The following is a 21299-nucleotide window of genomic DNA, read 5'->3' as shown; positions in this document are numbered from 1 at the left end:
GATGAAACATCAGGTTGTGAAATTGATCATCCGTTCACCATCGGCCTAAGTACCACAGACCCTTCTGCGCTTACTGCTGATATTGCCACCGTGGACAACACCTCGTGTGTGGATGGAAACTATACAGGTACCGCTACCGTCGAAATCGGGGACATCTCCGATGGGGCGGCTTACAACCTCTCTGATTATGAGTTCTTCTGGGCTACTGCTGCTTGACCAGGCCACACAAATTGACGATGATGAAGTCCTTGATGATGATGCCAATGGAAACTCTGGAGTAATCGATGGCGATTACATCCTCATCCTGACAAACATGGTTACCGGATGTACTTCTGACCCAATCGATGTAACCATAGACCCTGACCAGCCTACATTAGGTGCCGGGGTATCAGCGCTTACTGCGAATGCCGTTTGTGACTCTACTGCTAACGATCCTGCTAACCCGAATGCTACTGGAGCAATTACCTTTACTCCTACTGGCGGTACTGGTTCTGGCAACTTCTCGTTCGCTCTAGAAACCGCCGGAGGTACAGCTATCGATAACGCTGGAGGTACAACCAACTATGAAGATGTAGCTTTCACCAACTCTGGGGTAACTACTACTACTGTAACTGGCCTTCATAACGGTAACTACATCATGACCATCACTGATGAAACATCAGGTTGTGAAATTGATCATCCGTTCACCATCGGCCTAAGTACCACAGACCCTTCTGCGCTTACTGCTGATATTGCCACCGTGGACAACACCTCGTGTGTGGATGGAAACAATACAGGTACCGCTACCGTCGAAATCGGGGACATCTCCGATGGGGCGGCTTACAACCTCTCTGATTATGAGTTCTTCTGGGCTACTGCTGCTGACCAGGCCACACAAATTGACGATGATGAAGTCCTTGATGATGATGCCAATGGAAACTCTGGAGTAATCGATGGCGATTACATCCTCATCCTGACAAACATGGTTACCGGATGTACTTCTGACCCGATCGATGTAACCATAGACCCTGACCAGCCTACATTAGGTGCCGGGGTATCAGCGCTTACTGCGAATGCCGTTTGTGACTCTACTGCTAACGATCCTGCTAACCCGAATGCTACTGGAGCAATTACCTTTACTCCTACTGGCGGTACTGGTTCTGGCAACTTCTCGTTCGCTCTAGAAACCGCCGGAGGTACAGCTATCGATAACGCTGGGGGTACAACCAACTATGAAGATGTAGCTTTCACCAACTCTGGGGTAACTACTACTACTGTAACTGGCCTTCATAACGGTAACTACATCATGACCATCACTGATGAAACATCAGGTTGTGAAATTGATCATCCGTTCACCATCGGCCTAAGTACCACAGACCCTTCTGCGCTTACTGCTGATATTGCCACCGTGGACAACACCTCGTGTGTGGATGGAAACTATACAGGTACCGCTACCGTCGAAATCGGGGACATCTCCGATGGGGCGGCTTACAACCTCTCTGATTATGAGTTCTTCTGGGCTACTGCTGCTGACCAGGCCACACAAATTGACGATGATGAAGTCCTTGATGATGATGCCAATGGAAACTCTGGAGTAATCGATGGCGATTACATCCTCATCCTGACAAACATGGTTACCGGATGTACTTCTGACCCAATCGATGTAACCATAGACCCTGACCAGCCTACATTAGGTGCCGGGGTATCAGCGCTTACTGCGAATGCCGTTTGTGACTCTACTGCTAACGATCCTGCTAACCCGAATGCTACTGGAGCAATTACCTTTACTCCTACTGGCGGTACTGGTTCTGGCAACTTCTCGTTCGCTCTAGAAACCGCCGGAGGTACAGCTATCGATAACGCTGGGGGTACAACCAACTATGAAGATGTAGCTTTCACCAACTCTGGGGTAACTACTACTACTGTAACTGGCCTTCATAACGGTAACTACATCATGACCATCACTGATGAAACATCAGGTTGTGAAATTGATCATCCGTTCACCATCGGCCTAAGTACCACAGACCCTTCTGCGCTTACTGCTGATATTGCCACCGTGGACAACACCTCGTGTGTGGATGGAAACTATACAGGTACCGCTACCGTCGAAATCGGGGACATCTCCGATGGAGCGGCTTACAACCTCTCTGATTATGAGTTCTTCTGGGCTACTGCTGCTGACCAGGCCACACAAATTGACGATGATGAAGTCCTTGATGATGATGCCAATGGAAACTCTGGAGTAATCGATGGCGATTACATCCTCATCCTGACAAACATGGTTACCGGATGTACTTCTGACCCAATCGATGTAACCATAGACCCTGACCAGCCTACATTAGGTGCCGGGGTATCAGCGCTTACTGCGAATGCCGTTTGTGACTCTACTGCTAACGATCCTGCTAACCCGAATGCTACTGGAGCAATTACCTTTACTCCTACTGGCGGTACTGGTTCTGGCAACTTCTCGTTCGCTCTAGAAACCGCCGGAGGTACAGCTATCGATAACGCTGGGGGTACAACCAACTATGAAGATGTAGCTTTCACCAACTCTGGGGTAACTACTACTACTGTAACTGGCCTTCATAACGGTAACTACATCATGACCATCACTGATGAAACATCAGGTTGTGAAATTGATCATCCGTTCACCATCGGCCTAAGTACCACAGACCCTTCTGCGCTTACTGCTGATATTGCCACCGTGGACAACACCTCGTGTGTGGATGGAAACTATACAGGTACCGCTACCGTCGAAATCGGGGACATCTCCGATGGAGCGGCTTACAACCTCTCTGATTATGAGTTCTTCTGGGCTACTGCTGCTGACCAGGCCACACAAATTGACGATGATGAAGTCCTTGATGATGATGCCAATGGAAACTCTGGAGTAATCGATGGCGATTACATCCTCATCCTGACAAACATGGTTACCGGATGTACTTCTGACCCAATCGATGTAACCATAGACCCTGACCAGCCTACATTAGGTGCCGGGGTATCAGCGCTTACTGCGAATGCCGTTTGTGACTCTACTGCTAACGATCCTGCTAACCCGAATGCTACTGGAGCAATTACCTTTACTCCTACTGGCGGTACTGGTTCTGGCAACTTCTCGTTCGCTCTAGAAACCGCCGGAGGTACAGCTATCGATAACGCTGGGGGTACAACCAACTATGAAGATGTAGCTTTCACCAACTCTGGGGTAACTACTACTACTGTAACTGGCCTTCATAACGGTAACTACATCATGACCATCACTGATGAAACATCAGGTTGTGAAATTGATCATCCGTTCACCATCGGCCTAAGTACCACAGACCCTTCTGCGCTTACTGCTGATATTGCCACCGTGGACAACACCTCGTGTGTGGATGGAAACTATACAGGTACCGCTACCGTCGAAATCGGGGACATCTCCGATGGGGCGGCTTACAACCTCTCTGATTATGAGTTCTTCTGGGCTACTGCTGCTGACCAGGCCACACAAATTGACGATGATGAAGTCCTTGATGATGATGCCAATGGAAACTCTGGAGTAATCGATGGCGATTACATCCTCATCCTGACAAACATGGTTACCGGATGTACTTCTGACCCAATCGATGTAACCATAGACCCTGACCAGCCTACATTAGGTGCCGGGGTATCAGCGCTTACTGCGAATGCCGTTTGTGACTCTACTGCTAACGATCCTGCTAACCCGAATGCTACTGGAGCAATTACCTTTACTCCTACTGGCGGTACTGGTTCTGGCAACTTCTCGTTCGCTCTAGAAACCGCCGGAGGTACAGCTATCGATAACGCTGGGGGTACAACCAACTATGAAGATGTAGCTTTCACCAACTCTGGGGTAACTACTACTACTGTAACTGGCCTTCATAACGGTAACTACATCATGACCATCACTGATGAAACATCAGGTTGTGAAATTGATCATCCGTTCACCATCGGCCTAAGTACCACAGACCCTTCTGCGCTTACTGCTGATATCGGAACAACTCCTAATACAACCTGTGATCCAGATAACTATACAGGTACCGCTACCGTCGAAATCGGGGACATCTCCGATGGGACGGCTTACAACCTCTCTGATTATGAGTTCTTCTGGGCTACTGCTGCTGACCAGGCCACACAAATTGACGATGATGAAGTCCTTGATGATGATGCCAATGGAAACTCTGGAGTAATCGATGGCGATTACATCCTCATCCTGACAAACATGGTTACCGGATGTACTTCTGACCCGATCAATGTCACTATTGGGGAAAGTTTGCCTACGATTACTATTGTCACCAATGAAGATCAAAGTGATTTTGGTTGTTCAGGAACTAATACGGGTCAGATTACCGCCTCGATTTCTGGAGGCTCCACAGGATATACTTTGTCTTGGTATAGTGGTACTTCAGCAACAGGAACAGCTATAAATACAACTACTGATGCAGACAATACAATTTCAGACCTAACAGCGGGTTTCTACATCGTAGAGGTTCAGAACAACACGACCCTTTGTACTGAAACGGAAATAATTGAAGTAACGAGCCAGAGCATAACTCTGACACCAAACACTAGCTCTACAGATCAAACAACTTGTATTCCAAAGGATGGAACAGCAACGGTGACTAGTGTTACAGTTGGAGGTAGCCCTGTTGGGCACTCACCTGAATACAAATATGATTGGTTCCTTGGTTCATCACAATTGGTATCAATTCCATTTGACAATTTATCAGGAACCTTCTTAGAGGGAGAGGTGATAAACGTAGGTGGCGAAACAGCTAGCATTGTGGCATATGATAATTCTGGAAATATTATTGCCTCTGATTTAAGCGGGGACATTTCTGATGATGATGCTATCTCAGGAGCTGTTTCCAGTGCAACAGCATCAGTTAACTCTTCAGAAGATATCACTACAACTGGTACTATTGGAGCTAACTCACTAAACAATTTAGTAGCCGGCACATATTCAGTAATTGTTTATGATAATGTATCAGGTTGTGAAACAACCAGAACTGATATTGTTGTAAACAATGCTACTAATGTCTTACCAACACTTTCATTTACGAATGTTACCATTCCAAACTCATGCGATGCTTCAGGAGGTGCAATTGAAGGAGTCATAACCGGAGGAACTGGACCATTTACATTTAGATGGTATGAAGGGTCTGACGACTTTACTAATGACGTGTTATTCGCAGATTCAATACAGAACAACCAAGTATTAGATGCAGATGAGGATGGTAACTTGGTAAACGTTAATAACACCACTCCTTCTTTAGGAAATCTAATTAGTGGGCTTTATACATTGGTAGTTCAAGATGGAAATGGATGTCGTACTCAGTCTACTTACGACCTGCCATACAACGGAATTCAAACGACTACAACATTAACAGTTACTAATGTAACTGAATGTCCAGATAACGGTGTAGCTCGTGTTTCCTTATCTGACAATGTGATTCTTACTGTCGATAATTCCGGCACGCCACCTCAAACTAGAAATGGTACTCTAGATATTCTTGAGACCTTTACAGCAGATGGACCAGGTGGAGGTGCTACTGGTATCATAAGTAATGATGATGGATTGACTAATGTTCAACTATCTATTTCTACTGGTTCTCTAGCCGTTGGGGATACCATTACTGGAGATAATTCTGGAGCAAAAGTTACTATAACCAGTATTTCGAGTGACTCGTATGATCCAGGTGAAGCAGATGATGTTGCAGAATATATTGTCTATTTATACGCAGGTAATGGTGTCCCTTCCGACCGAGATGCTAGTTATATAATTACAAATAGTAGTGGAACAGACTTAATATTTCCATACAAATATTATCCACTTACTGGAAATATAGAAAACGGAGATGGAACAGTAATAGCCAATAATTTGGCTATCGATGATGACAACTCTAACAATAAGGTTGATGTAGGTGAAGATGTCACTTTTGAAAACTTACCTTCAGGTCCCTATACAGCCATTGCTAGAGAAAACCCTACAGTTGCTGGAGCCCCTCCAACTACTACTTTCGGAAGTTCTGATGAATGCTGGACCACAGCTGCAACTGAATCATTACTACAGGAGTCGTTTGATCCAATTATTGTTTCAAGATCTATTACAGATGACTCATTCTGTGATAGTAATAATGGGTCATTATCTATCACAGTTACTGAAAATAGTGATGATGACTATCTTGGTAGTGGGTTTACTTTTGAATGGTATACAAGTGGAAATACACTTGTTCATTCCGAAACTATTTCTGATAATACAAACCCACTAGGAAATGGATATACTGAAACCTCAACTACACCAGACACTCTAGGTTCTGGAGATTATTATGTGGAAATAACACGTTATAACTCAACCTCAGCTACAGATATAGGATGTTCAGTTACTAGTGCTACCTTCACCATCTCTGAGAGTTTCGAAGTTCACGAAATTTCAGGGGTAGATTTAACTGGAAATAGCGATTGTGATCCGTTTAATGGTGAAGTTGAAATCACTTCCATTAATGACAATGGTACTCCAAGTGTCACTTTCAGCGACTATACTTTTAAATGGTATTTAGATGATCAAACCACGCAAATCATATATGTTCCATATGTTGGTTTAGCAGGTGGAACATTTGAAACTGGAGATGTACTTACTTTTCCCACTGGGTCTGCTACAGTTATTTCTGATAATAATGCGGATGCATTAGTTGCATCCTTCACGAGTGGAACTATAAATGATTCAGAAGCATTCAACAATGGCAGTGGTGTAAGCGCTACAACTTCTCTTGGCAGCTCGATAAATAATTCTGGAAGTGCGGGTGACAATCATTTTGTGGGTCTTGAAAATGGAACATATTACATAACCATCGATGATTTAGCTGGTTCTGGTTGTCCAACCACCCTTAATTTCTTCGAAGTTGAAGTTGAGGATGAACGAATTATCCCTAACTTCAATATCACGGCCACCGAGCAGGATATCACTTGTGATGCTGTCAACTACACAGCTACTGGGCAGGCTACTGCTACAGTAACCAACGGGTCAACTGACGTGGATGACTATACCTTCAACTGGTACTTCGATGCGGCTGGTACCGACCTGCTGGATGCTGGTGATGACCCGGATCTGGTAAACATCTCTTTCTCTGGTAGTGGAGCCTCTGGTAACACGGCCAACGGACAAGCTGGTGTCAACATCGTTGATGGGCTGCCAAACGGTACTTACTACCTACAGATCATCGACAATACCAACCCGGGTATCGATTGTGAAAGTGCACTTCAGTCTGTAACAATCACTCAGTTTAACTCTACCATATCGGTAGGTAACACCGTAGGTGCTGACTTTAACATCACCCACGTCGATGACTGTGATCCGGTGAATGGTGGGTTCGAAATCCTTGATATCACTGAAACTAGACCTGGTGGTACTTCTACCTCTATCTCTGGTGGTGACTATGCCATCACTGACTACACGTTCACATGGTATGAAGACGATAAGACAACGCTGATCGCCAATGGTGCTTCTTTCCCTGATGTAGCATTCCCTTCTGCTGCTAATGGTGCGGCTGGTGCAAATGATATCGCTGGACTGCCGGCTGGTACCTACTACGTGGGAATCCAAAATACCGATAGCACCGGTTGTGTGATGAGTTCAGATGACTTTGTAGAGTTCACCATCGATGACAATAGAGTCAATCCTAACTTCAATATCACGGCCACCGAGCAGGATATCACTTGTGATGCTGTCAACTACACAGCTACTGGGCAGGCTACTGCGACAGTGACCAACGGGTCAACTGACGTGGATGACTATACCTTCAACTGGTACTTCGATGCGGCTGGTACCGACCTGCTGGATGCTGGTGATGACCCGGATCTGGTAAACATCTCTTTCTCTGGTAGTGGAGCCTCTGGTAACACGGCCAACGGACAAGCTGGTGTCAACATCGTTGATGGGCTGCCAAACGGTACTTACTACCTACAGATCATCGACAATACCAACCCGGGTATCGATTGTGAAAGTGCACTTCAGTCTGTAACAATCACTCAGTTTAACTCTACCATATCGGTAGGTAACACCGTAGGTGCTGACTTTAACATCACCCACGTCGATGACTGTGATCCGGTGAATGGTGGGTTCGAAATCCTTGATATCACTGAAACTAGACCTGGTGGTACTTCTACCTCTATCTCTGGTGGTGACTATGCCATCACTGACTACACGTTCACATGGTATGAAGACGATAAGACAACGCTGATCGCCAATGGTGCTTCTTTCCCTGATGTAGCATTCCCTTCTGCTGCTAATGGTGCGGCTGGTGCAAATGATATCGCTGGACTGCCGGCTGGTACCTACTACGTGGGAATCCAAAATACCGATAGCACCGGTTGTGTGATGAGTTCAGATGACTTTGTAGAGTTCACCATTGATGACAATAGAGTCAATCCTAACTTCAATATCACGGCCACCGAGCAGGACATCACTTGTGATGCTGTCAACTACACAGCTACTGGGCAGGCTACTGCTACAGTGACCAACGGGTCAACTGACGTGGATGACTATACCTTCAACTGGTACTTCGATGCGGCTGGTACCGACCTGCTGGATGCTGGTGATGACCCGGATCTGGTAAACATCTCTTTCTCTGGTAGTGGAGCCTCTGGTAACACGGCCAACGGACAAGCTGGTGTCAACATCGTTGATGGGCTGCCAAACGGTACTTACTACCTACAGATCATCGACAATACCAACCCGGGTATCGATTGTGAAAGTGCACTTCAGTCTGTAACAATCACTCAGTTTAACTCTACCATATCGGTAGGTAACACCGTAGGTGCTGACTTTAACATCACCCACGTCGATGACTGTGATCCGGTGAATGGTGGGTTCGAAATCCTTGATATCACTGAAACTAGACCTGGTGGTACTTCTACCTCTATCTCTGGTGGTGACTATGCCATCACTGACTACACGTTCACATGGTATGAAGACGATAAGACAACGCTGATCGCCAATGGTGCTTCTTTCCCTGATGTAGCATTCCCTTCTGCTGCTAATGGTGCGGCTGGTGCAAATGATATCGCTGGACTGCCGGCTGGTACCTACTACGTGGGAATCCAAAATACCGATAGCACCGGTTGTGTGATGAGTTCAGATGACTTTGTAGAGTTCACCATCGATGACAATAGAGTCAATCCTAACTTCAATATCACGGCCACCGAGCAGGATATCACTTGTGATGCTGTCAACTACACAGCTACTGGGCAGGCTACTGCTACAGTAACCAACGGGTCAACTGACGTGGATGACTATACCTTCAACTGGTACTTCGATGCGGCTGGTACCGACCTGCTGGATGCTGGTGATGACCCGGATCTGGTAAACATCTCTTTCTCTGGTAGTGGAGCCTCTGGTAACACGGCCAACGGACAAGCTGGTGTCAACATCGTTGATGGGCTGCCAAACGGTACTTACTACCTACAGATCATCGACAATACCAACCCGGGTATCGATTGTGAAAGTGCACTTCAGTCTGTAACAATCACTCAGTTTAACTCTACCATATCGGTAGGTAACACCGTAGGTGCTGACTTTAACATCACCCACGTCGATGACTGTGATCCGGTGAATGGTGGGTTCGAAATCCTTGATATCACTGAAACTAGACCTGGTGGTACTTCTACCTCTATCTCTGGTGGTGACTATGCCATCACTGACTACACGTTCACATGGTATGAAGACGATAAGACAACGCTGATCGCCAATGGTGCTTCTTTCCCTGATGTAGCATTCCCTTCTGCTGCTAATGGTGCGGCTGGTGCAAATGATATCGCTGGACTGCCGGCTGGTACCTACTACGTGGGAATCCAAAATACCGATAGCACCGGTTGTGTGATGAGTTCAGATGACTTTGTAGAGTTCACCATCGATGACAATAGAGTCAATCCTAACTTCAATATCACGGCCACCGAGCAGGATATCACTTGTGATGCTGTCAACTACACAGCTACTGGGCAGGCTACTGCGACAGTGACCAACGGGTCAACTGACGTGGATGACTATACCTTCAACTGGTACTTCGATGCGGCTGGTACCGACCTGCTGGATGCTGGTGATGACCCGGATCTGGTAAACATCTCTTTCTCTGGTAGTGGAGCCTCTGGTAACACGGCCAACGGACAAGCTGGTGTCAACATCGTTGATGGGCTGCCAAACGGTACTTACTACCTACAGATCATCGACAATACCAACCCGGGTATCGATTGTGAAAGTGCACTTCAGTCTGTAACAATCACTCAGTTTAACTCTACCATATCGGTAGGTAACACCGTAGGTGCTGACTTTAACATCACCCACGTCGATGACTGTGATCCGGTGAATGGTGGGTTCGAAATCCTTGATATCACTGAAACTAGACCTGGTGGTACTTCTACCTCTATCTCTGGTGGTGACTATGCCATCACTGACTACACGTTCACATGGTATGAAGACGATAAGACAACGCTGATCGCCAATGGTGCTTCTTTCCCTGATGTAGCATTCCCTTCTGCTGCTAATGGTGCGGCTGGTGCAAATGATATCGCTGGACTGCCGGCTGGTACCTACTACGTGGGAATCCAAAATACCGATAGCACCGGTTGTGTGATGAGTTCAGATGACTTTGTAGAGTTCACCATCGATGACAATAGAGTCAATCCTAACTTCAATATCACGGCCACCGAGCAGGACATCACTTGTGATGCTGTCAACTACACAGCTACTGGGCAGGCTACTGCTACAGTAACCAACGGGTCAACTGACGTGGATGACTATACCTTCAACTGGTACTTCGATGCGGCTGGTACCGACCTGCTGGATGCTGGTGATGACCCGGATCTGGTAAACATCTCTTTCTCTGGTAGTGGAGCCTCTGGTAACACGGCCAACGGACAAGCTGGTGTCAACATCGTTGATGGGCTGCCAAACGGTACTTACTACCTACAGATCATCGACAATACCAACCCGGGTATCGATTGTGAAAGTGCACTTCAGTCTGTAACAATCACTCAGTTTAACTCTACCATATCGGTAGGTAACACCGTAGGTGCTGACTTTAACATCACCCACGTCGATGACTGTGATCCGGTGAATGGTGGGTTCGAAATCCTTGATATCACTGAAACTAGACCTGGTGGTACTTCTACCTCTATCTCTGGTGGTGACTATGCCATCACTGACTACACGTTCACATGGTATGAAGACGATAAGACAACGCTGATCGCCAATGGTGCTTCTTTCCCTGATGTAGCATTCCCTTCTGCTGCTAATGGTGCGGCTGGTGCAAATGATATCGCTGGACTGCCGGCTGGTACCTACTACGTGGGAATCCAAAATACCGATAGCACCGGTTGTGTGATGAGTTCAGATGACTTTGTAGAGTTCACCATCGATGACAATAGAGTCAATCCTAACTTCAATATCACGGCCACCGAGCAGGATATCACTTGTGATGCTGTCAACTACACAGCTACTGGGCAGGCTACTGCTACAGTAACCAACGGGTCAACTGACGTGGATGACTATACCTTCAACTGGTACTTCGATGCGGCTGGTACCGACCTGCTGGATGCTGGTGATGACCCGGATCTGGTAAACATCTCTTTCTCTGGTAGTGGAGCCTCTGGTAACACGGCCAACGGACAAGCTGGTGTCAACATCGTTGATGGGCTGCCAAACGGTACTTACTACCTACAGATCATCGACAATACCAACCCGGGTATCGATTGTGAAAGTGCACTTCAGTCTGTAACAATCACTCAGTTTAACTCTACCATATCGGTAGGTAACACCGTAGGTGCTGACTTTAACATCACCCACGTCGATGACTGTGATCCGGTGAATGGTGGGTTCGAAATCCTTGATATCACTGAAACTAGACCTGGTGGTACTTCTACCTCTATCTCTGGTGGTGACTATGCCATCACTGACTACACGTTCACATGGTATGAAGACGATAAGACAACGCTGATCGCCAATGGTGCTTCTTTCCCTGATGTAGCATTCCCTTCTGCTGCTAATGGTGCGGCTGGTGCAAATGATATCGCTGGACTGCCGGCTGGTACCTACTACGTGGGAATCCAAAATACCGATAGCACCGGTTGTGTGATGAGTTCAGATGACTTTGTAGAGTTCACCATCGATGACAATAGAGTCAATCCTAACTTCAATATCACGGCCACCGAGCAGGACATCACTTGTGATGCTGTCAACTACACAGCTACTGGGCAGGCTACTGCTACAGTGACCAACGGGTCAACTGACGTGGATGACTATACCTTCAACTGGTACTTCGATGCGGCTGGTACCGACCTGCTGGATGCTGGTGATGACCCGGATCTGGTAAACATCTCTTTCTCTGGTAGTGGAGCCTCTGGTAACACGGCCAACGGACAAGCTGGTGTCAACATCGTTGATGGGCTGCCAAACGGTACTTACTACCTACAGATCATCGACAATACCAACCCGGGTATCGATTGTGAAAGTGCACTTCAGTCTGTAACAATCACTCAGTTTAACTCTACCATATCGGTAGGTAACACCGTAGGTGCTGACTTTAACATCACCCACGTCGATGACTGTGATCCGGTGAATGGTGGGTTCGAAATCCTTGATATCACTGAAACTAGACCTGGTGGTACTTCTACCTCTATCTCTGGTGGTGACTATGCCATCACTGACTACACGTTCACATGGTATGAAGACGATAAGACAACGCTGATCGCCAATGGTGCTTCTTTCCCTGATGTAGCATTCCCTTCTGCTGCTAATGGTGCGGCTGGTGCAAATGATATCGCTGGACTGCCGGCTGGTACCTACTACGTGGGAATCCAAAATACCGATAGCACCGGTTGTGTGATGAGTTCAGATGACTTTGTAGAGTTCACCATTGATGACAATAGAGTCAATCCTAACTTCAATATCACGGCCACCGAGCAGGACATCACTTGTGATGCTGTCAACTACACAGCTACTGGGCAGGCTACTGCTACAGTAACCAACGGGTCAACTGACGTGGATGACTATACCTTCAACTGGTACTTCGATGCGGCTGGTACCGACCTGCTGGATGCTGGTGATGACCCGGATCTGGTAAACATCTCTTTCTCTGGTAGTGGAGCCTCTGGTAACACGGCCAACGGACAAGCTGGTGTCAACATCGTTGATGGGCTGCCAAACGGTACTTACTACCTACAGATCATCGACAATACCAACCCGGGTATCGATTGTGAAAGTGCACTTCAGTCTGTAACAATCACTCAGTTTAACTCTACCATATCGGTAGGTAACACCGTAGGTGCTGACTTTAACATCACCCACGTCGATGACTGTGATCCGGTGAATGGTGGGTTCGAAATCCTTGATATCACTGAAACTAGACCTGGTGGTACTTCTACCTCTATCTCTGGTGGTGACTATGCCATCACTGACTACACGTTCACATGGTATGAAGACGATAAGACAACGCTGATCGCCAATGGTGCTTCTTTCCCTGATGTAGCATTCCCTTCTGCTGCTAATGGTGCGGCTGGTGCAAATGATATCGCTGGACTGCCGGCTGGTACCTACTACGTGGGAATCCAAAATACCGATAGCACCGGTTGTGTGATGAGTTCAGATGACTTTGTAGAGTTCACCATCGATGACAATAGAGTCAATCCTAACTTCAATATCACGGCCACCGAGCAGGACATCACTTGTGATGCTGTCAACTACACAGCTACTGGGCAGGCTACTGCTACAGTAACCAACGGGTCAACTGACGTGGATGACTATACCTTCAACTGGTACTTCGATGCGGCTGGTACCGACCTGCTGGATGCTGGTGATGACCCGGATCTGGTAAACATCTCTTTCTCTGGTAGTGGAGCCTCTGGTAACACGGCCAACGGACAAGCTGGTGTCAACATCGTTGATGGGCTGCCAAACGGTACTTACTACCTACAGATCATCGACAATACCAACCCGGGTATCGATTGTGAAAGTGCACTTCAGTCTGTAACAATCACTCAGTTTAACTCTACCATATCGGTAGGTAACACCGTAGGTGCTGACTTTAACATCACCCACGTCGATGACTGTGATCCGGTGAATGGTGGGTTCGAAATCCTTGATATCACTGAAACTAGACCTGGTGGTACTTCTACCTCTATCTCTGGTGGTGACTATGCCATCACTGACTACACGTTCACATGGTATGAAGACGATAAGACAACGCTGATCGCCAATGGTGCTTCTTTCCCTGATGTAGCATTCCCTTCTGCTGCTAATGGTGCGGCTGGTGCAAATGATATCGCTGGACTGCCGGCTGGTACCTACTACGTGGGAATCCAAAATACCGATAGCACCGGTTGTGTGATGAGTTCAGATGACTTTGTCCGATTTGTAATACAAGACCAATCACAACAACCAGTGGTTGTTGCTACTACCCTGGTCGACAATACCATGTGTAATGGCACTTCAGGAACAACTGGTGACGGTTCGATGACCATTCAAATCAGAGAGACTAGCACAACGACCTCAGCAGCAGCTGCTGCTAATTATACCATCGAATGGTATAGAGGAAGCTCTGCTGGCACACCTGCGAGCAATGACTTCATTGCCAACAGTGCTGGAGATCCAGCTGGCACAAATGCTGGAACAGCTCAAATCAGTGGTTCTATTCTGACTCTTGACAGCCTAAGCGAAGGCGACTACACAGTTAAAGTGACCAAGAATGGAACACCTTATCAGGGTTGTGAACGTATCGTCACATTCATTATCGACACAACAGAACCTACCTACACTATCGATGAAACAACTGATGTGGACTTTGATGACAATTACAACTGCTCTAGTCCAAATGGTTACATCGAAATCACCAGTGTGCAAGTGGATGGTGATGATAGCCTCTACCCGATTAGTGACTACACGTTCACATGGGAAAAAGATGGAGCTGCTTTACCTGGATCAGTTTCAGTAACTAATGGATTATCCGGTGGAACTGGTAACCGTATCGAGAATCTGGATGCCGGTACTTACTCAGCTAGCGCTACCAGTTCAGTAACTGGCTGTACTACTGAGACAGACATAGAAATCGTAATCGAAGACCTACCAGTTAATCCAACAATCACATTGGATGCCAAAACAGCCTCTACTTTCTGTGATGATGCAGGAAATTCTGGCAATGGAACTATCGACGTGAGCATCTTCGAAGCAGGTTCTCCAGCTACAATGGGTGATTACACGCTCACCTGGTATAGAGGTAGTACTACTACCAACCAGATCTTCCCAACTGACGGAGGAACCAGAGGTACAGCAATTGCTAATGGTGATTTCACCGAACTAGAGGACTTACAGGCAGGTACATACACCTTGGTAGCAACCAAAAACGATGGCACGGCTCCAAATGGTGGATGTTCAGTTCAGCGTACGTTTGAGATCATTCTAGATCAGGCATTCCCTGTGATGAATATCCCTACGTCACAAATCACTCACAATACCATTTGTAACACTCCTGGTAATGGGGAGATAGTGATCAATGCCAGCAACATTACCATAGACGGTGTAGCACAAACAGAACTGGGAGATTACAACTGGACGATCACAGCGTCTGACGGAACAAACACGATCAATGGAAATGCATCTCCTTATAGCCCAACACCATCTGGTAGTTCATTTACATTGACAGGTCTATCTCCTGATACCTACACCATTACCGTTGAGAATGACTCTACAGGGTGTGCAGCTACTTCGTTTGCAGTAGAAATCCTCGATGATAGTCAAACTCCTGAAATCGGTGAGGTAACTGTAGTTCCTAATGCGAATTGCTCTGGCGGTACGGTAGCTCAAGGAAGCATTGAAATCCTGGAAATTGATGGAGCAACTCCTTCCTCTGGAAATTATACCTATCAATGGTATGTTGGTAACAACACCTCTGGAGACAGTGTAAGTGTGGCTTACCCAGGGGTAACGGATAACGACTACATCATTAGTGGTTTAGTTGATGGAAACTACACCGTAGAAATCACCAACAATGATGCAACGAACAATACGGGTTGTGTTAGCACACAAACGATCAATGTGAACAATAACCCTGTATTGCCGATCATCACGGATACAGAGGTGAATAACAACACTTACTGTGACGCACCAAATGGTTCTTTTGTACTACTTGAGATCGAATACAATGGTACCGCTCTGGTATTGGCAGACTCTACCGACTCGGCTACTTTCAGAGCCAATTATGAGATCGTGTTGACGGATGTAAACAATAATATTGTAACGGACACAGATACTTCTACTCCATTTGAAATTGAAGGTTTGGAAGAGTCAGATAGTCCTTACTCGGTGATTGTGTCCAGAATATCTGATTCTAACTGTGATTCGGAACCATTCAGCTTCAACATCGTGGACAATCCTCTGAACCCTGTGCTGCAGATCGTTCAGATTGAGGCGGACTCTACCTGCTCGTCTTCAGCTACACCAAATGGTACGCTGAGAGCAGTAGCGGATAACTTATCTGATCCTAGCTCAGACTATAGCTTCACCTGGACCAATTCAAATGGAGACGTGGTAAGCACCAATGATACTCTGAGCAATGTATTTGCTGATACCTATAGCGTATCTGTAGAGCACACTCCTAGCGGATGTGTTACTTCAGCAGATTTCGAATTACCTAATCGTTCAGCTTCACCATTAATCGCAAGCTTCGACACCACGCATATTACCACTTGTGTGCCGTCCAATGGAGTGTTTGAGGTGACTCAAATGAGCAATGGTCCTTTATCAGAATTCACCTTCGCCTTCTACGATGCAGATCCTACAGAAGGAACTCCTACTCCTATTCAGGACGGAGCGAGCCCAATCCTTTCTGCAAGCGCTACGCCTTCGTATGATGTAGCGGAAGGTGACTACTATGTACAGGCCACACAAGTAAGCACCGGATGCGTTTCAAATGTGGTGCAGGTGACTATTGAGGATAACTCGGTGAAACCAAGAGTTGCATTGGAGGACTTTACCCTACAGGGGAACTGTGATCCAGCCAATCCTAATGGTACTTTTACAGTATCAGCAACCAATGGTTCACAGGATACCACAGCGTACAGCTTCGAGTGGAGAGATGAGAATGGCAACATCGTGGAAGCTAACAACTTCACAGTAGACAGTTTGGCAGCAGGTGTATATACGGTCACAGTAACCAACCTGGCAACAGGCTGTACCAGAGAGGAGAGCTATACCATGATTGATGATTATCCAGATCCATTACAGATCTCAATTTCTTCTGAAGGAAACAGCAACTGTACAGATCCGAATGGTCAACTGGCAGCAACAGTAATCAATATACCTGATGGCAAAGCCCTTTCTGGATATCAATTCTACTGGTTCAACGGCGACTTGACTGGAGGAACTGTAGATCCAACCCAAGCTGATTTTATTGGATCTCTTTACACAGGTCTGGAAGCTGGAGACTACACCCTTTACGTAGTGGATGGAACTGACTTATTCTGTACTTCAGAAGTACTTAAAGCTACTGTTCGTGACATTAGAGATGAACCGGACTTCAGAGTGGATATTGTCAACAACATGACCATCTGCTACCCGACTCAGCCAAACGGCCGAGCTGCCATCGGATTCACTGAGAAGGAGCTATTCCGCTATGAGTTTGAATGGTATCTAGGTACTGACACTACGGCTACACCTATCGCTACTGGTACTTCAGCCGATAGCTTAGCTGTAGGAGTTTACTCAGTGGTGGCGACAGATCAGGTTACGGGATGTCGAGGATTGTCTCAATTCGTAATGGAAGATGCAACGGTACTACCAGCAGCACCATCAATCACGATCCTGCAGCACAGAACCAACTGTTCATTCCCTGATGGACGCGCAATTGCCAGAGTGAATGGGGAATCTGAAGGATATCAGTTTGACTGGTATGATGAAAATGACCCGACTACCATTGTGTTTACTGGTAGTGATATCAGCGAACTGGATTCGATCAGTTACCTGGTGAAAGCTACTAACTTGTCCACAGGATGTGAGTCTCCAACCAAGCGTATTACTATCTTGAATGACATAGTAGATCCTGAGTTTGAAATTGCTACCACTGGTTCAATTTGCTTGAGATCTGAGGACGGAGCTACCAACTTGTTTAGTGGAAAAGCGAGCATCATCTTCACAGAAAACAACAACATTCAGGCCATCCAATGGAACGGACCAAATGGTGTGGTTGTGGAAGGTGATCGATCATTGACCAATGCTGAACCAGGAAACTGGAGTGTAACTTTCACACCAAATAATGGCTGTGAGTACACCAGAGAGTTTGTGATCGACGCTTCACTGAAAATATACAATGGTGTCTCCGCCAATGGTGATGGACGAAACGACTACTTCATCATAGACTGTATCGATTACTTCCCGAACAATACGGTAACAATCTACAATAGAGATGGATCGTTAGTTTATGAAGCAGATCAATACGACAACATTGATGTGAGGTTTGACGGAACATCCAATGTGGGAAGAAACGGACTTAAACTTCCGGTTGGAACTTACTTCTACTTTATTGATAAAAACGATGGGTCAGAGAAGATCCAAGGATTTTTGGAGTTAGTTCGTTAATTTGCATAAGAACAGGTTATGAAAAAATTCTTATTGACGATATCCTTGATAGGTACAGTGTTAATGGCCTCAGCCCAGCTGAGACCATTAACATCTACTTATCCATTCAATGGTTTATTGACCAACCCTGCCTATGCAGGAAGCCTAAACTTACTATCAGTTATAGCAGTGCATCGGGAGCAGTGGATCAACATTGAAGGCGCGCCTGTATTTCAGGCATTCACCGCACATTCTTCATTTAATTCCAATAGAGTTGGAGTAGGCTTACAGGCTACCCGTGATCAAATTGGAATAACAGAAACGGTGTCGGTGTATGGTAGCTATGCCTACAAAATCAAAACTGGCTTTGGAATATTGGCGATGGGTTTGCAAGGAGGATTTGACAGTCGCCAACAAGACTTTACAGAATTAACAGTATTTGATCAGGATGACCAGTTACTATCCGGCGTTAACAACCGGATGACCCCAAACTTCGGTACCGGGATTTACTTTGCTAATCCACACATGTATGCAGGGTTCTCCGTTCCTTATATTTTAGAAAACAAGACTTTGCTTGTAGATGAGGCTGATGGTATAGCAGCCGACTCAAGAGAAAGTCGGTATTACTACATCACTGGTGGTGTGATTTTTCCGATAAATGATCTAATCAAACTGAGTCCTTCTATCCTACTAAGAGCTCAGGAGTCTAACCGATTTGCTTATGACATTACAGGCATGGTCATTTTTGATCAGATAGCCTATGCGGGTATCAGCTACCGAAACTCAAAAGATATTACCTTCATTGGCCAGATCATCCTCAATGAAAACTTCAGAGTGGGTTATGCCTATGATGCCAATGCCAGTGAAATCACTACCGAAACAAGTGGTTCTCACGAGATCTTACTCAACTACCGCATCAAGCTTAGAAACTACAAGAAAGATCCTGAGTGTCCGGTGTACTTCTAATCCGCATTTGACAAATCAATACAGGTTTCTGACTATTATTTATAGAATTTCAGTCGAGTCCTGGTTACACTTTGGGGCAACAATTGCCCACTAGTCATAAATGCTACCCCAAGAGTCATAAACGTCCAGCGGAATTTTCGTGGTTTCCTAACAAGTTCGAGTTGCTCACGGCAGATACCTAAATGCTCGCTGAGTCTCAAATTCTGACTGATAAGACCTTAATGACTCGTCCTAAACAGATCACTTATAATGAAATCAACAAAATACTGATCACCAATCACTATTGACCTGTCACTGTTACAGTCCCCGACCTACCGAATACCGACTCACCGAAAGAACGACTCACCAAAAGACCGACTACCTTTTCTCCTTCCCTCCGCTCAAATCAATCAGCAAGGCATTGGTTAAAGACATGACCAAACTGAAGAGCAAAGCCCACCAGAAACCATCTACATAAAAACCAGGGATGATGGAATCGGCCATCAGGATGATCAATGCGTTGATTACCAACAAGAACAGTCCCAGAGTTACTACAGTCAGAGGAATTGTCAGAATTACCAGAATTGGTTTAACCACAAAATTGAGTAGCGACAGTACTACAGCAATAATAATTGCAGCAAAAAATCCATCCACCTCTACTCCTGGCAGCAAATAGGAAGCTATAACTACTGCCAGTGCCGACAGCAATAGCCGAATTAAAAAGTTCATAGTATCTTAAGTTTATATCGTTCAACCAGAATATCCATATGATGTTTGAGATGCCCTGCCAGTATGTGGATAAGAGCGCGTACCGAAAAGATCATACCATTCGACTCCCCCGTAAACGCTAACACTTCATCAGACAACCGATCAATCAGCACCAGGTTAGATTTTCGTAAGTGAAGGAATTCATCCAGAAATGAGTCTTTTGTCACCTCTTTGAAATCACCATTTAACACATACTCATTTTCATCAAATCCCGGTAATTCCGTTTTATCCCGACGGCTAAACCTCAAGATTCGATAAGCCATTATACGTTCGGTATCATTGATATGACCCAGCACTTGCGCCACCGTCCATTTGCCATCTGTATAAGCATAGTGCATTTGTTCCTCATCAATATGGCTGATCATGGATTGATAAGTATTTAGCTGTTTATCAAGCAATTGACGGACGTCCTGATCAGCTACTTTATCTATATAGCCACGATAAAAATGACCATATTCTGATGGGTGTGGCCTACTAATCTTCATCTTTGAACCATTGAGCATATTTCAAATAATTACCTGCTATCCGCAAGAGCATCTCCCGGTTTTTGCCTTCTACAGTTTTTACTCTTTTAGCTGGCACTCCGGCATAAATGGTATTTTCCTCCACCACAGTCCCTTCCAGCACTACTGCCCCAGCCGCCACAATAGCTCCTGTTTTTACCACAGCACCATCCATGACCATGGCACCCATTCCTATCAGCACCTGATCCTCCAGGGTACATCCATGAACAATTGCATTGTGACCTATGGAGACGTCACTACCAATGGTCGTTGGTGCTTTTTCGAACGTGCCATGGATCGTTGCATTGTCTTGAATATTGGTACGATCGCCAATTTTGATAAAATTAACATCTCCTCTCACAACTGCATTGAACCATACGGTACAGCTATCTCCCATCGTCACATCACCTATGATTGTCGCATTATCTGCCAGCCAGCAGTCCTTTCCCTGCTTAGGTGTGTATCCTCTTACTGATTTTATTAATGCCATTTATTTATGAAAATTA

Annotated in this window: 6 protein-coding genes; 3 read left to right on the top strand and 3 right to left on the bottom strand. The window is 45.9% G+C overall.

Going from position 1 to position 21299, the window contains the following annotated elements; all coding sequences use genetic code 11:
• The 3 genes from ACO067_RS21990 to ACO067_RS21980 all read left to right on the top strand — a co-directional run.
• Positions 1–216: hypothetical protein (locus ACO067_RS21990; RefSeq protein ID WP_421878250.1), on the top strand; the 216-nt coding region annotated here is incomplete at its 5' end.
• Complete coding sequence (locus tag ACO067_RS21985; RefSeq protein ID WP_421878248.1) at positions 188–18598, top strand: gliding motility-associated C-terminal domain-containing protein; 18411 nt, start codon at positions 188–190, stop codon at positions 18596–18598. The genes ACO067_RS21990 and ACO067_RS21985, both read left to right, overlap by 29 nt.
• Positions 18599–18616: 18 nt before the next feature.
• Positions 18617–19543: a type IX secretion system membrane protein PorP/SprF gene (locus ACO067_RS21980; protein WP_421878246.1), complete on the top strand. Its 927-nt coding sequence runs from the start codon at positions 18617–18619 to the stop codon at positions 19541–19543.
• Positions 19544–19900: 357 nt separating this feature from the next.
• Here the strand turns inward: ACO067_RS21980 and ACO067_RS21975 are convergent, their stop codons facing one another.
• Genes ACO067_RS21975 through ACO067_RS21965 form a run of 3 tightly spaced genes read right to left on the bottom strand, consistent with a single transcriptional unit; the run spans position 19901 to position 21283 of the window.
• The gene (locus ACO067_RS21975) at positions 19901–20251 is read right to left on the bottom strand and encodes a phage holin family protein (protein WP_421878244.1); all 351 of its coding nucleotides are present in this window, start codon (positions 20249–20251) and stop codon (positions 19901–19903) included.
• Positions 20248–20775 (bottom strand): DinB family protein, encoded by a 528-nt coding sequence (locus ACO067_RS21970; RefSeq protein ID WP_421878242.1) that lies wholly within the window; start codon positions 20773–20775, stop codon positions 20248–20250. The genes ACO067_RS21975 and ACO067_RS21970 overlap by 4 nt, the downstream gene beginning before the upstream one ends.
• Positions 20765–21283, bottom strand: a complete 519-nt coding sequence (locus ACO067_RS21965) for a gamma carbonic anhydrase family protein (RefSeq protein ID WP_421878240.1) — start codon at positions 21281–21283, stop codon at positions 20765–20767. Before ACO067_RS21965 ends, ACO067_RS21970 begins: the two co-directional genes overlap by 11 nt.
• Positions 21284–21299 lie beyond the last annotated feature (16 nt).

Origin of the sequence: Marinoscillum sp., from assembly GCF_965229915.1 — a bacterium.
Taxonomy (GTDB): Bacteria; Bacteroidota; Bacteroidia; order Cytophagales; family Cyclobacteriaceae; genus Marinoscillum.
The sequence above is the reverse complement of the archived record's forward strand: the minus strand, read 5'-3'. Positions and strand labels throughout refer to the sequence as shown.